Origin of the sequence: Shouchella rhizosphaerae, assembly GCF_036700015.1 — a bacterium.
GTDB classification, from domain to species: domain Bacteria; phylum Bacillota; class Bacilli; order Bacillales; family Bacillaceae_D; genus Shouchella; species Shouchella rhizosphaerae.
Map to the genome: position 1 here is coordinate 1554770 of NZ_CP144921.1, position 13857 is coordinate 1568626.

Consider the following 13857-nt stretch of genomic DNA (forward strand, 5'->3'; position numbering starts at 1 on the left):
AGTTTAGATTAGTTCAGCTGCTTCCAAGGACTCATTTTCTTGATGCTCTTCCACACGCTCAATGTCTGCGCCTAGTGCTTTCAATTTCTCAGTTAAATTGACGTATCCACGATCCAAATGCTTTAATTCCGTTACACGTGTATACCCGTCAGCAACAAGTCCCGCAAGCACAAGCGCTGCACCAGCCCTTAAATCCGTTGCTCCGACTTCCGCGCCTTGTAGACTTGTCGGTCCAGATACAATTGCTGAGCGACCTTCAATTTTAATGTTTCCGTTCATGCGACGGAATTCCTCTACATGCATAAACCGGTTCTCAAATACAGTTTCCGTAACGACACTCGTGCCTTCTGCCCGAAGAAGCAACGCCATCATTTGCGCTTGCATGTCTGTTGGAAAACCTGGATGTGGCATCGTTTTAATATCAACAGCCTTAAGCTGTTCAGGGCCGATTACCCGCAGACCTGCTTCTTCTTCAATAATATCGACACCCATTTCACGCATTTTGGCAACAAGGGGACGCATGTGCTCAGCAATTGCTCCCTCGACAAACACATTGCCTCCTGTAATAGCAGCCGCCACCATAAAAGTGCCTGCTTCAATCCGATCAGGTATAACGGAGTGGACGGCTCCTTGGAGAGCGTCTACGCCGTCAATGCGAATAACGCCGGTCCCTGCACCACGAACCTTTGCACCCATGGCATTAAGGTAATTGGCCAAATCGACAATTTCCGGCTCTTCTGCGACATTTTCAATGATGGTTGTTCCCTCTGCCAAAACAGCAGCCATCATAATGTTCTCTGTTGCCCCCACGCTTGGGAAATCCAAATAAATTTTTGTTCCTTGGAGTTTTCCATCAATACGTGCTTCAATAAAGCCATTTCCGATTTCAACCGTTGCTCCCATCGCTTCAAACCCTTTGAGATGCTGTTCGATAGGACGTGAACCGATGGCACAACCGCCTGGCAATGCGATTCTCGCACGGCCTACACGTGCCAAAAGCGGGCCCATCACTAAGAAAGAGGCACGCATTTTGCGCACATATTCAAACGGAGCTTCGGTTTTTAGTGGGCGGTCTGCACGAACGGCAAAACGGCCGTTTTCATATTCGACTCCCACATTCAAATTCGCTAATACTTCCTTCATTGTATATACATCTGTAAGTGATGGCACTTCTTCAATGATGCTTGCACCACGCTCAGCTAATATCGATGCTGCGATGACAGGCAGAACGGCATTTTTTGCGCCTTCTACCTTCACGGAGCCGTGCAGCTTGTTGCCGCCACGGACAATGATTTTTTCCAACGTATTCCCCTCCGCGTCAGTATTTTTTCTCTTCTATATTATCAATATTCAGTCGTAATTATAGGCGTTCCTAAAGTTACTCTTGTCTGCTGGCCCAAGTCTGGGTTTTGTCTCAAGGCAACTTGAACATTCATGTTGTTTCCGTTTTCTAAAGCAATTCCAGTGTCCCATTCATTATTGTACGCAGACAAAGACACAAACGTTTCTTCTTTCAGCACTTCTTGGATTGTTGCCCCAAGCTGCTCCATGTAACGTTTGCCAGTTGCGAACAACGAATCGTCATTTAATGTGGTTGTTTCAGCTGTCAATTGGTAAAAAAGCAAAGCTGACTCCATTTCCAAACGGTTCAGGCGTTCCTTTAAAAGGGCTTGATCGAAAACGGATTCTTCGGCACTCGCTATAAGCTCGTACGACTTCATCAGGATGATTTGGCCTTCGTCCTTTACAGCAAGCCACTTAACGACTTCTTGCAGGCCGTTCCCCCTATCCTGAATGAACACTTCACTCCAACTGTCCTGATTTGATTCCAAAGGTTGCCGTTCAAAAGTTGGATGCTCGGCTGCAAAGGCATCGACCTTTTGCTCATACTCGCCTTTAGAATGAACGACTTCTTCATTTCCTTTTGCTCGAACTTGCCAACTAATGACATGCAATTGTTCCTGTCTCGCTAATTCGAGCATCGCTTCTGCTTTCGCAAAAAGCAATTGATCCTTGTTTTTTTCATGGAGTGGCGCAAAAACCATTGCACCGCAAATCCCAATCACAAACGCTAAAAAACCCGCTTTTATCATCTTTTGCATGTACGTTCTCTCCCTTTAACGCCATGGTCTTATTAGTACCATTTTTACCTTTTGGAGAAAATGCATACATGAAAGATGAGGGTTCTTTTCACTAAAATAAATAGGGCAAAAGTTGTGTTGCTTGAAAGTAATCAAGGAGAAAGCGAGCGACTAAAGTACCAAGAGCAATCGCACACATGACTCGAAGCAACGCAGCTTGTTTGCTTTTTGGATTTTTAACGAACAGATCGAAGCGAAACGACTCAAGAGCCCACCAAGCGATTACAAGACAAAGAAGATTCACGACAATATGTATGAATGCTCCCAAACCTAATCCGTCCGTCAAAAAAACGACCCCATTTCTTGCTGTTGATTGCAGTCAAGCACTTGTCAAGCCAAACGATTGCAATCCATTAACCATCATAACGGATTTGTTTCAAAAAAGCCAGCGATTAACGTCCCGATTTACCGATTTTACATAGTTTATTTTTGAACGTTTTGTCACAAAATGAAGCAATTGTTGAAAGAGGCCCCATTAACGTTTTCATACCACTTTTGCTATGTTTTATAACCGGTTTTTCAATAAAAAAATGTCAAAAATCCCGCTAATCTTTAAACGATTTCACGGGATTTTTGACATTTTTACGTTGGATTACATGTTGCCAGCTTATGCGCCTTTATGTTTGGCGACATCCATTCTTGTGATCGCACGTTGAAGGGCTGCTTCCGCCCGCTTTCTGTCAACATGCTCACTTGCTAACCGCTGCTCGGCACGTTCTTTTGCCTTTCGGGCACGTTCGGTGTCAATTTGCTCGGGACGTTCGGCCGCCTCGGCCAGAATAGAGACATGGTCTGGCCTGACTTCTACAAAACCGCTCGAAACCGCGACCTGTTCTTCTTTCCCTTCTTTGATGAACCGAGCAGGGCCTACAGCAAGCGGACTGACAAGCGGAATATGTTTTGCTTTGATGCCAAGTTCGCCTTCCACTGTCTTAACGACAACCAATTCGGCATCTCCTTCATAGACAGCCCCGTCAGGCGTGATGACACTGACTTGTATCGTTGCCACGTGTACCCCTCCTCTGTCGGCAATCAGGCGACAAGGAAACAGATAAAGCCGTTTCCTTGTGCATTGATTTACGCCATTTGCTTGGCTTTTTCAACGACTTCTTCAATACGGCCAACGAGACGGAACGCGTCTTCAGGAAGATCGTCGTACTTGCCTGCAAGAATGTCTTTAAAGCCTTGGATTGTTTCTTTAACCGGCACATAAGAGCCTGGCTGTCCTGTAAACTGCTCAGCGACATGGAAATTCTGTGAGAGGAAGAACTGGATTCGGCGAGCACGGGCTACAATCAATTTATCCTCTTCAGACAGTTCTTCCATCCCTAAAATCGCAATAATATCCTGCAGTTCCCGATATTTTTGCAACGTTTGTTGCACGCCTCGGGCAACATTGTAATGCTCTTCACCGACAATCTCAGGCGAAAGGGCACGCGATGTTGACGCAAGCGGGTCCACTGCTGGATAAATCCCTTGTTCCGTCAATTTACGTTCAAGGTTTGTTGTAGCATCCAAGTGGGCAAATGTCGTCGCCGGAGCTGGGTCTGTATAGTCATCGGCAGGTACATAAATCGCCTGAATCGATGTAACAGAACCTTTCTTCGTCGATGTGATACGCTCTTGCAACTGACCCATTTCGGTAGCAAGCGTTGGCTGATAACCTACGGCTGAAGGCATACGCCCAAGCAAAGCCGACACTTCCGAACCAGCTTGCGTAAACCGGAAGATGTTGTCAATGAACAACAATACATCTGCGCCTTGTTCATCGCGGAAATACTCGGCCATTGTCAAGCCAGTCAAAGCGACACGCATACGGGCGCCAGGCGGTTCGTTCATTTGGCCAAACACCATCGCTGTTTTAGTGATGACGCCGGCGTCTTTCATTTCATGATAAAGGTCATTTCCTTCACGGGTCCGTTCCCCTACGCCTGCAAATACGGAGATACCGCCATGCTCAAGAGCAACGTTGTTGATTAGTTCTTGGATTAAGACCGTTTTCCCTACACCTGCACCGCCAAAAAGGCCGATTTTTCCGCCCTTTGTATATGGAGCAAGCAAGTCAACGACTTTAATGCCGGTTTCAAGAATTTCAGTTGTCGTTGTCAGTTCTTCAAAGCTTGGCGCCTCGCGGTGGATTGGATCGCGACGCGTCCCCTCAGCCACAGGCTCCTGTAAGTCAATCTCTTCACCTAATACATTAAAAACACGGCCAAGCGTTGCTTCTCCAACAGGAACGGAGATAGGACCGCCTGTATCTAGGACTTCTGTTCCGCGCATAAGCCCGTCAGTTGAACCCATTGCTACCGTGCGGACTGTATCGTTTCCAAGGTGAAGCGCTACTTCTAACGTCACTTTCACATCAACGGCGCCATCAGCTGCGCCTTGCTGGTTGACTGTCAATGCGTTATTGATTTCCGGTAGCTGCCCACTTGGGAATTTCACGTCTACGACGGGCCCTGTAATTTGAATGATACGGCCTGTTGACATTCGTTTTCCCTCCTACTAATAAGCATTTGTTTTATTCGAGTGCGGCTGCACCGCCAACGATTTCGGTAATTTCTTGTGTGATTGCTGCTTGACGCGCTCGGTTGTAGGACAGCGTCAATTCATCAATTAATGCAGAAGCATTATCAGTAGCTGCACTCATAGCTGTCATTCTCGCGCCGAATTCACTTGCCTTTGCGTCAAGAAGAGCGCCATAAATTAAGCTTTCTGCATAACGTGGAAGAACGGCCTCCAAAATTTGTTGTTCCGACGGCTCAAATTCGTATAAACTGGTGCTGCTTGTCTCGTCGCCTTCATTTACAGAAGCAAGAGGCAGCAGTTTTTGTTCAGTAACCCGTTGCGTCATCGGTGACACAAAATGGTTATACCAAATATACAATTCATCAAATACACCGTCGGCAAACATTTCAACCGAAGACTTGGCCAACCCGCTTACATCATTAAAAGTTGGTTGGTCAGGGACCTCAACCATCTCTTGAATGATCGGCTGTTTCCGGGTACGCAGCAAGTCGCGGCCGATGCGGCCAAGAACGATAATCGCATACTCGTCTTCAGAAGCGTGGCGTTCATTGATGGTTTTCATCATATCGCGCAGCAAGCTGGAATTATAGCCGCCTGCAAGGCCGGTATCCGATGTCATCAAAATATAACCTGTCTTTTTCACAGGACGTTCTTCAAGCATCGGATGGCTTGTATCACTGCCTGCCTGAGCGATGTTGCCAACGACTTCGCGCATTTTTTTGGCATACACTTCATACGATTGCGCTTTTTCTTGGGCGCGGTTCAGCTTAGCCGCTGAAACCATTTGCATCGCTTTTGTAATTTGCCTCGTTTTCTTTGTTGAGTTTATCCGGTTTTTAATGTCGCGCAAAGAAGCCATTTGTTCACCGCCTTTCTGGGCAAAACTAATCGTCTATTCGTTAGAAGCGACAAAACCTTTCTTAAACGCTTCAATTGCTGCTTTCAAATCGCTTTCTTCAGGCAAATTGCCCGTTGTGCGGATATGCTCAAGCAATTCATTGTTGTTGCTTTCAAGATATGTGAATAGTTCAGACTCGAACCGGCGGCAATCAGCCACAGGCACATCATCCAAATAGCCCTTCGTCAGCGCGTAAATAATTGCTACTTGCTTTTCAACCGGAAGCGGCTGATGCAAATCTTGCTTCAGCAATTCAACTGTGCGCTCACCACGGTTCAAGCGAGCTTGCGTTGCCGCATCCAAGTCAGAACCGAATTGGGCAAACGCCTCAAGTTCCCGGTATGCAGCCAAGTCAAGACGCAGCGTTCCCGCTACTTTTTTCATCGCTTTAATTTGTGCAGAACCACCAACACGGGATACAGAAATCCCTGGGTTTACTGCTGGGCGAACGCCTGAGTGGAACAAGTCGGACTGTAAGAACACTTGTCCATCTGTAATTGAAATAACGTTTGTTGGAATATAAGCAGAAACATCGCCGGCTTGTGTTTCAATGAATGGAAGCGCGGTAATGGATCCGCCTCCTAAGTCATCATTCAATTTCGCAGCACGTTCTAACAAGCGGGAGTGCAAGTAGAAAACATCCCCTGGGAAAGCTTCACGACCTGGCGGGCGGCGAAGGAGCAATGACATTTCCCGGTAAGCAGCTGCTTGTTTTGACAAGTCATCATAAATGACAAGGACATGCTTGCCGTTATACATAAATTCTTCTGCCATGGATACGCCTGTATACGGAGCCAAGAAAAGCAATGGCGCAGGGTCAGACGCACTTGCAGAGACGACAATTGTATACTCAAGGGCGCCCCGTTGACGAAGCGTTTCAACTACACCTGAAACGGTTGATTCTTTTTGGCCAATCGCTACATACACACAAATCATGTCTTGGTCTTTTTGGTTGATGATCGTATCAATAGCAATTGCCGTTTTACCTGTTTGGCGGTCACCGATAATCAATTCCCGCTGTCCACGGCCAATTGGAATCATGGAGTCAATCGACTTAATCCCTGTTTGCAATGGTTCATGGACCGATTTCCGTGCCATTACCCCTGGAGCTGGGCTTTCAATTGGACGCGTTTTGCTTGTATGCACTGGTCCTAGGCCGTCTAAAGGCTGGCCAAGCGGGTTGACGACGCGGCCAAGAAGCTCGCTTCCTACTGGTACTTCCATAATCCGGCCAGTCCGTTTGACTTCGTCCCCTTCACGAATGTCTGTATACGGACCTAAAATAATAATCCCAACGCTGTCTTCTTCCAGGTTTTGGGCCATTCCCATTACCCCAGTCGAGAACTCAAGTAGCTCGCCGGCCATGACATTGTCGAGCCCGTGAGCGAAGGCAATACCGTCCCCGACGCGAATAACAGTCCCTACGTCTTGCACATTGACCGTTGTTTCAAATTGGTCGATCTGTTGCTTAATGAGCGAGCTAATTTCTGTCGCTTTAATGCTTGCCATTCGTTTCACCCCTAACTGACAGTTTCTAACGTTCTTATTGTCCTGCTACCAATTGCTTTTCGAGGCGTTTCAGCTGCCCTTGGATGCTACCGTCAAAGACACGGTCGCCTACACGAACTTTTAATCCGCCTATTAAAGCAGAATCGACGACATTCACAACTCGCAGTTCCCGTTTTCCAGCTTTTGGGGCAAACACGGCAGCAATTTGATTCTTTTCACTGTCCGAAAGCGCCTTAACCGAAAAAACAGTTGCTTCAGCAATTCCTTTTTTGTCATCGTTTAATTGTTTGTATTCACCAGCGAGGCCCACGATTTCTGAATAACGGCCCCGTTCCATTAGCAAATTGATCGTATTCATCACTGCTGGACTTAGATGAGCCTGAAACGCATCCCGAAGGAGCGCTTGCTTTTTATCAGCAGCAAGCCCAGGTTGGGCTAACACCGTTTCTAATTGAGGCGTCGTTTCAAACACTTCCTGTACCAGTTCAAGCTCCCGTTCAAACACATCCGTTTGCCCTTTTTCTTCCGCTAACTCAAAAAGAGCAACAGCGTAACGATTTGCTACTGCCTTGTTGCTCATAGCTCTTCGCTCGCTTGTTTAAGATACTCTTGGACAAGCTGGTCTTGCTCGCTTGCGTCAAGTTCTTTTTCAATAACTTTCTGTGCAATTAAGACAGAGAGAGACGCAACCTGTTCGCGAAGAGCGGCTACAGCCTGGTCTTTTTCGTTTTGGATTTCCGCCAACGCTTGCTGATGAATGCGCTGTGCTTCTTCTTTGGCGGCGCGGACCATTTCCTGCCCTTGCTGTTCGCCTGCTTTTTTTGCATTTTCAATCAGTTCACGCGCTTCGACTCGCGCCTTTTGCATTTCTTCCCGCTGTTCTGCAAGCAGTTTTTCAGCTTCCTTGCGGTTTTGTTCCGCTGAATCAATTTGCTCATTAATCATATCTTGCCGTTTTTGCATGACGCCAAGAAGCGGCTTGAGGGCAAATTTAGAAAGAATTAAAAGCAACACAGCGAATGCCAATAGTTGGTAGAGGGCTGTGCCCCATTCGATGACCATGTTTACACCCCTTTTGCAGAAGTAATCGTCCTTGCATAAATAAAGGCGAGAGGTTCTGTTTTGTAGAACACTGTCGCCCCTCTAGTCAAACTATAAAATGTTTGCGTTACCCCATAAAGAAGAGTAAGAACGCAATAACGATCGCAATAATCGGAACGGCCTCTGCAAGTGGCGCGCCAATAAACATGAGCGTTTGTAGCGTACCGCGTTGTTCTGGTTGACGTGCAGTTCCTTCAATTACTGCCTTAACGATAATGGCTACGCCAATTGCTCCCCCGATTGCTGCAAGACCTGCTGCAATCCCAATCGCTAATTCTGTCATTAGATAAATCCTCCCTTAAGGTTTAAATTTTTATAGTAACTAATGCTCTGAAATTGAGCGAGAATCACGAAATTAATGTTGTTCCACTTTGTGGGACATGTACACCATTGCCAACATCGCAAAAATGTACGCTTGCAATGAACCAATAAAAATACTAAATGCTTGCCACACAATGAGCGGCACAAAAGCGAAGATGCCCCAATAAACCGCTGTCGTTCCTAACGAAACGAGAAGAAGCATAAGAATTTCTTTCGCATAAATATTCCCAAAAAGTCGCATGCCAAGAGTTAACGCATTTGACCCTTCCTCAATCACTTTAAATGGAAACAAAAACCATTTTGGTGTAAACCAACTTTTCCCATAAGTGGATGGGCCTGTCACCATGATTCCATAAATATGGGTCAAAACGACAATAAATACAGCCATTGTCAGTGTTAGAACCGGATCAGACGTCGGCGATTTCCAAAAAACGTTATGGCCTTCTTTTGTTACTAATTCAAATGGAATCCCCATCATATTAGCAACAAACACATAGAAAAGCAGCGCATACGCGAGGACAATAAAACGGCCGCCCACTTTCCAATCCATGTTCGCCTTAATGATTCCACGACAAAAGTCCACTACCCACTCGATAAAATTTTGAAGCCCAGTCGGACGCATAGCCAATTTGCGGCAGCCAATGACTGTAATAATCACCACGATGGCCATTGCAATCGTCGTCGTTATCATGGTTGTCCCATTAAAGAGCAAACCCATGAATTCAAATTGATATTGATGATGTTCCGGCAAACTATTTCACCTCTTTCGTATGAGAGCTTTTATGAACATGTCGACCATCATCACACCGTATAGCAGCCCTAGCCCAACCACAACCGCAACAATATGGATGTTTTCTGGAAATTGAAGAGCCAGCCAAATCGCTATGAACGCAAAGATGAGTCGAAACACAAATCCCAATCCCGCGAAAACCATAAAGGGTCGTTTCGACGGAGCGACGTTCGTTCCTATGACGCTTGCGTTGTGGTAAGTGATCCACAAATTCAAATAGCTGACAGAGACGCCTAATAAAAGGCCGAGGAAAATCGTTTGGAGTGGTGTAAAGATAGAACCTATGACGAAAATGAGACTGATAAATCCAACTATACACGAATAATGCCACATTTGCTGTTTTAGAAGGCTTTTCGGTTCCGGCACTATTGATCGTCTCCTAAAAATGGCTGAACCGCTTTATAAATGCCATATGTACCAGTCCCTAGGCCAGCTAACAAGCAAATAATCAAAAAAAGGGGTTCTAACCCAAACAATTTGTCGAGCCAAAGTCCAAGAAATAACCCGCCAACAACACCACCGATAACGTAGGAAGTGATGATGGACACAAGCGCAAACGCACGCATCGGATTCCGGTTTGGTTTAGACAATGAAACGACCTCCATCGCATATTGCAAACCCATTCATAACGCACATGTAACCCTTATCATGAGGACCCTTATAATCGTACAATAGCCACCCCCACGTGTCAACGAATTTTACAAGGAAATCACAAGAGTTATGAAAGAGCCTCGATTTGTTCACACAACTGTCATAGTATTGTTTGAGATTTCCCAAATAAAGCGCTACCTATATGCATAGAGGCATTTTTTGCCCTATCCGCTACATTAAAAATGGCGATTGTGTTGCAATTCACCTGCTGGAAGAACGATAACCGATTGACAAAACGCTCTGCATATGTCCAAATACACGAAAAAAACCGCCTGAGAATGCGGTTTTTTTCATGTATTAGCCTTCTTTTGGGAAAAGCGGCGGCTCCCCGACATCAATGAACGCCTCGATTGTGTCTTTTACGCCTTCACTTTTCGCAAACACTAACGCTCTGTATCGGCCTGGAGCCACATTTAAATCAGATAGCTCGCCGCTTACCATTCCACGCTCAGAATGTTCGTGGGAGACTAGGACATCTACAAATTCAAACGTATCGGGATCAAATAAGGCAATCCCTGATTCTTCTGCCCCTCCTGGCAAATAGTACTCGTAGTAATAACTATTTTTAGCATCTCCATGGACAAATTGAAAGGCCATCACCCGCGGGTAATTCGGCTCTTCCATAAACAACACATACGGAAGGCGGATCGTGTCGCTCCCGCCTGTAATTTCGACCGTGCCGGCATGGAGCCCTTCTTGCAAAAGCGCCGGATCAATGTCAGCAGCGAGTGTCACTTGCTTTTTTTCATTGGGACCAACGGTTACCGAAAAAGGGGTTTCCCACTCAATTCCATCCAACTCTCCAAGCGGTGGAACAATATGGTACACTCTCGCTTTGCTTTCCATGTTTTCAATCGTGACCGTTAGCTCCCTTTTTGTACGTGGTGCTTTTTTTTCCCAAGTGCCGAATGTTAGCGAACTCGGGTAGACAAGTGTCTTCGTTTCGAGCGCCTTGTCTACTTGCAACCTTCCAGCACCTTGTTCGTGGGGCATGTACTCCCTTCCTTGTTCATCGACTAAACACTTCGTTGTGTTCATTAAAGCCGCTTTTACTTGTTCAGGGTTCCAGTCTGGATGCTGTTGGATCAAAAGAGCCGCCGCCCCTGCCACATGGGGGCTGGCCATACTCGTTCCATTTAAGCCTAAATAACCTTTTGGTACAGTACTCTGAATCGCCACTCCTGGAGCAACGAGATCGGGTTTCACTTCCCATGTTTCAGTAACCGGCCCTCTCGAACTAAACGACGCCAGCAAGTCTTGCTTTTGTTCATAGCCAGTGCGCACGGACAGTTCTTTTTTTGAATGGTCCAGTTGTTCAAGCAGCCATTCGCCGTCTTCTTTGCTTAGGCTTGCCCCGATTAAGTCAACGGACTGCATAACGCCCCCTGCAAAACTTCCTTTTAAATTATTGTAAATTAAAATCCCAGTTGCCCCCGCTTTTCGTGCTGTCTCCATTTTTTCAGCAAAAGTAGAACGACCCCTTTTTACTAAAACGAGCTTTCCTTTTGCATCAACGTCCTTATAATCAGAAACAAGTCCATGTCCCGCTTCGACAACGGGAATGTCACGCTTAAGCTTCCATGGCTTTGCGCCAACGAGTGGCGTTAATTCAAGCCGGCGCTCCTTTTCATTCGTCAATGTCATATACGGAATTTCCACTGGCGGGAGAGAGGCACCGACAGAGATCGCTTTCGCCGAAGTCCCAGGTGAACCGACAGTCCACATATTTGGCCCGCTGTTGCCACTTGAAGTCACAGCGACTACGCCTTTGTCAACTGCGCGATCCAAAGCAAGGCTAGTTGGCCAATCTGGTCCATTTACCGTATTTCCAAGTGACAAATTCAAAACGTCCACTCCATCGGCAACCGCTTTTTCAATCGCTTCCAACACTTGTTCAGTCGTCCCTTGCCCACCTGGCCCAAGGGCGCGGTAAGCATAAATTTCTGCTTCAGGAGCAACTCCTTTTATGCGGCCATTGGCGGCAATAACGCCAGCAACGTGAGTTCCATGGAAAGTCGGCTCTCCTTGGTCCGCTTTTGTTTCCATTGGGTCTTCATCTTCATCGATAACATCGTAACCACCTTTTACATTGGCGCGCAAATCAGGATGTTCGTAATCCACTCCTGTATCAATGACGCCGACTTTGACGCCCTTGCCAGTCAATGCCTCCCCTCCTGGCCCTAAGTGGCGCTTATCGCTTTTTCCTGCACCCACAAATGGAATGCTGCTTTCAAGGCTTGGCTGGTAAATAGCAATATCATCAACACGGGCAATCCCGTCTAATTTTTTTAATACATCAATGTCTTCTTCTAATAAATCTAGCGAAAATCCTCCGTAAACTACTTTAAAAACATGCCTAATTTTGGCTGAAGGAACCGCATCCTTTACTTGCTCTACTGCGTTGTCAACATTCCCTTTCGCCGATACAATGACCACTCGCCTGCCGCTTTGCTGCTCGTCGGACACGGTTTCCGTCGCCCTTGGCGTAACAGGATAGGTTTCGGCAGCCGCCACATGCGGAATAAGTCCTGAAAAACCTAATATAACCAGCAGTATGCAAGCTTGCACTCGTTTCATTATGATCTCCCCTACTGCGTGTCGTAACGTGTAGTATGTGTCTATACGCAGCTCGCTATGCAGGAAAGCGTTTATTGTGCATAGAATGTTTACAACTGTGGATAAAATTATGTTGTTCTGTTGATAACTAATAATTGCTGTGGGTAATTCAGAGGATTATGTGGATAAATAAACTTGGAGGGAACGCAAATGAATATGCTCATTCGCGAATCGGTCCAACACGATGGACCATCTGTATGCAAACTAATGAAGGAACAAGGAAGCCCAGACGACCAACATCGTTTAGAGCACCGGTTTAAGCGATACTCCAACGATTCACATCATTACATTGCCGTCGCCGAAGAACAAGACGAATTAATCGGCTACGTGTGGGCACAAGATTTTGGCGTACATTTACGTACCGGCACGAAGCTATGCCGCCTCCAGGAATTGTATGTCCTTCCTGAACACAGAGCAAAAGGCGCAGGACGGCAATTATTTAAAGGCGTTCTTCGTTGGTCGCACATACGCCAGGCTACTTGGCTGCAATGGCATGCTTCTTTCAGCGCGTCCGCTTTTTATGAAAAGCTCGGCTATGAACCTGTCCACCAAGAGGGGCAAGGCTTTCCTTGCTATGAAATCGACTTTTCCACAAAGCAGCGCCCACATTCCCGCCATGCATGAATGTGGGCGACTACTCGTTCGTTATTTTGTGCCAAACAGCCGATCGCCAGCATCGCCAAGTCCTGGCACAATGTAGCCTTTTTCATTTAGCTTTTCATCAAGCGCAGCTAAGTAAATATCGACATCAGGATGTTCCTTTTGTACGTAAGTGACGCCTTCAGGAGCAGCTACAAGACAAATGAGACGCATGCTTTTTGCACCGCGCTTTTTCAAACTATTGATTGCTTCAACGACAGAACCACCTGTTGCCAACATCGGATCAATGACAAGCAATTCCCGCTCTTCAACATCATTCGGTAGCTTTACATAATACTCATGGGGCTTTAGCGTTTCAGGATCACGATACAAGCCGACATGGCCGACACGAGCAGCAGGAATCATACGCAAAATCCCTTCTGACATGCCGATCCCTGCGCGCAAAATCGGAACCAAACCTAATTTTTTCCCTGCCAGCTTTTTCACTTTAGCTGGGCCGACAGGTGTTTCGATTTCTGCAGCTTCCAAAGGCAAATCACGGGTCACTTCAAACGCCATTAAAGCGGCCACTTCATCAACGAGCTCGCGGAATTCTTTTGTACCTGTATGCTTGTCACGAATATAAGATAGCTTATGCTGAATCAGCGGGTGATCCAAAACATGCACTTTTCCCATCGCTTACACTCCTTTTCCTATATCGC

Annotated in this window: 16 protein-coding genes; 1 reads left to right on the forward strand and 15 read right to left on the reverse strand. The window is 46.4% G+C overall.

The window, feature by feature from the left end; translation table 11 throughout:
- Nucleotides 1-3 precede the first annotated feature (3 nt).
- The 14 genes from murA to V5G21_RS07870 form a co-directional block, all read right to left on the reverse strand.
- Complete coding sequence (gene murA, locus V5G21_RS07810; RefSeq protein WP_011248681.1) at nt 4-1302, reverse strand: UDP-N-acetylglucosamine 1-carboxyvinyltransferase; 1299 nt, start codon at nt 1300-1302, stop codon at nt 4-6.
- A gap of 41 nt (nt 1303-1343) precedes the next feature.
- Complete coding sequence (locus V5G21_RS07815; RefSeq protein WP_011248682.1) at nt 1344-2102, reverse strand: YwmB family TATA-box binding protein; 759 nt, start codon at nt 2100-2102, stop codon at nt 1344-1346.
- A gap of 91 nt (nt 2103-2193) precedes the next feature.
- A complete protein-coding gene (locus V5G21_RS07820) occupies nt 2194-2385 on the reverse strand; it encodes a DUF1146 family protein (protein WP_235360786.1) in 192 nt (63 codons plus the stop codon).
- A 363-nt stretch (nt 2386-2748) separates the two neighbouring features.
- On the reverse strand, nt 2749-3150 hold the full coding sequence (locus tag V5G21_RS07825; RefSeq protein WP_011248684.1) for a F0F1 ATP synthase subunit epsilon: 402 nt from the start codon (nt 3148-3150) through the stop codon (nt 2749-2751).
- A 68-nt stretch (nt 3151-3218) separates the two neighbouring features.
- Nucleotides 3219-4631, reverse strand: a complete 1413-nt coding sequence (atpD, locus tag V5G21_RS07830) for a F0F1 ATP synthase subunit beta (protein WP_011248685.1) — start codon at nt 4629-4631, stop codon at nt 3219-3221.
- 31 nt (nt 4632-4662) lie between these two features.
- The gene (gene atpG / locus V5G21_RS07835; protein WP_011248686.1) at nt 4663-5529 is read right to left on the reverse strand and encodes an ATP synthase F1 subunit gamma; all 867 of its coding nucleotides are present in this window, start codon (nt 5527-5529) and stop codon (nt 4663-4665) included.
- A 33-nt stretch (nt 5530-5562) separates the two neighbouring features.
- Nucleotides 5563-7077, reverse strand: coding sequence for a F0F1 ATP synthase subunit alpha (gene atpA / locus V5G21_RS07840; protein ID WP_011248687.1), 1515 nt, complete (start codon nt 7075-7077; stop codon nt 5563-5565).
- 34 nt (nt 7078-7111) lie between these two features.
- Nucleotides 7112-7657, reverse strand: coding sequence for a F0F1 ATP synthase subunit delta (locus V5G21_RS07845; protein ID WP_011248688.1), 546 nt, complete (start codon nt 7655-7657; stop codon nt 7112-7114).
- Nucleotides 7654-8139, reverse strand: coding sequence for a F0F1 ATP synthase subunit B (gene atpF / locus V5G21_RS07850; protein WP_011248689.1), 486 nt, complete (start codon nt 8137-8139; stop codon nt 7654-7656). The genes V5G21_RS07845 and atpF overlap by 4 nt, the downstream gene beginning before the upstream one ends.
- A gap of 106 nt (nt 8140-8245) precedes the next feature.
- Nucleotides 8246-8461, reverse strand: a complete 216-nt coding sequence (gene atpE / locus V5G21_RS07855; RefSeq protein ID WP_011248690.1) for a F0F1 ATP synthase subunit C — start codon at nt 8459-8461, stop codon at nt 8246-8248.
- 72 nt (nt 8462-8533) lie between these two features.
- A complete protein-coding gene (gene atpB, locus V5G21_RS07860) occupies nt 8534-9217 on the reverse strand; it encodes a F0F1 ATP synthase subunit A (RefSeq protein WP_035205957.1) in 684 nt (227 codons plus the stop codon).
- A gap of 39 nt (nt 9218-9256) precedes the next feature.
- Nucleotides 9257-9622, reverse strand: a complete 366-nt coding sequence (locus V5G21_RS21420; RefSeq protein WP_254120690.1) for an ATP synthase subunit I — start codon at nt 9620-9622, stop codon at nt 9257-9259.
- A gap of 32 nt (nt 9623-9654) precedes the next feature.
- Nucleotides 9655-9879, reverse strand: a complete 225-nt coding sequence (locus V5G21_RS07865; protein ID WP_011248693.1) for an AtpZ/AtpI family protein — start codon at nt 9877-9879, stop codon at nt 9655-9657.
- Nucleotides 9880-10237: 358 nt separating this feature from the next.
- Nucleotides 10238-12517: a S8 family serine peptidase gene (locus tag V5G21_RS07870; protein ID WP_011248694.1), complete on the reverse strand. Its 2280-nt coding sequence runs from the start codon at nt 12515-12517 to the stop codon at nt 10238-10240.
- A 189-nt stretch (nt 12518-12706) separates the two neighbouring features.
- Between V5G21_RS07870 and V5G21_RS07875 the strand changes: the two genes are divergently transcribed.
- Entirely contained in the window at nt 12707-13180 is a 474-nt protein-coding gene (locus tag V5G21_RS07875) for a GNAT family N-acetyltransferase (RefSeq protein ID WP_011248695.1), read from the forward strand.
- Between the two features lie 21 nt (nt 13181-13201).
- On the opposite strand, the gene upp is transcribed toward V5G21_RS07875, so the two are convergent.
- The gene (gene upp, locus V5G21_RS07880) at nt 13202-13831 is read right to left on the reverse strand and encodes a uracil phosphoribosyltransferase (RefSeq protein ID WP_073304459.1); all 630 of its coding nucleotides are present in this window, start codon (nt 13829-13831) and stop codon (nt 13202-13204) included.
- Between the last annotated feature and the right edge of the window lie 26 nt (nt 13832-13857).

Bases quoted from the DNA above. Each gene is read 5' to 3' on its own strand.
- V5G21_RS07815 (WP_011248682.1), bottom strand. From the start codon at position 2,102: ATGCAAAAGATGATAAAAGCGGGTTTTTTAGCGTTTGTGATTGGGATT.
- atpG (WP_011248686.1), bottom strand. From the start codon at position 5,529: ATGGCTTCTTTGCGCGACATTAAAAACCGGATAAACTCAACAAAGAAA.
- atpD (WP_011248685.1), bottom strand. From the start codon at position 4,631: ATGTCAACAGGCCGTATCATTCAAATTACAGGGCCCGTCGTAGACGTG.
- atpF (WP_011248689.1), bottom strand. From the start codon at position 8,139: ATGGTCATCGAATGGGGCACAGCCCTCTACCAACTATTGGCATTCGCT.
- atpA (WP_011248687.1), bottom strand. From the start codon at position 7,077: ATGGCAAGCATTAAAGCGACAGAAATTAGCTCGCTCATTAAGCAACAG.
- V5G21_RS21420 (WP_254120690.1), bottom strand. From the start codon at position 9,622: ATGTGGCATTATTCGTGTATAGTTGGATTTATCAGTCTCATTTTCGTC.
- V5G21_RS07870 (WP_011248694.1), bottom strand. From the start codon at position 12,517: ATGAAACGAGTGCAAGCTTGCATACTGCTGGTTATATTAGGTTTTTCA.
- atpE (WP_011248690.1), bottom strand. From the start codon at position 8,461: ATGACAGAATTAGCGATTGGGATTGCAGCAGGTCTTGCAGCAATCGGG.
- atpB (WP_035205957.1), bottom strand. From the start codon at position 9,217: ATGGGTTTGCTCTTTAATGGGACAACCATGATAACGACGACGATTGCA.
- V5G21_RS07845 (WP_011248688.1), bottom strand. From the start codon at position 7,657: ATGAGCAACAAGGCAGTAGCAAATCGTTACGCTGTTGCTCTTTTTGAG.
- upp (WP_073304459.1), bottom strand. From the start codon at position 13,831: ATGGGAAAAGTGCATGTTTTGGATCACCCGCTGATTCAGCATAAGCTA.
- V5G21_RS07875 (WP_011248695.1), top strand. From the start codon at position 12,707: ATGAATATGCTCATTCGCGAATCGGTCCAACACGATGGACCATCTGTA.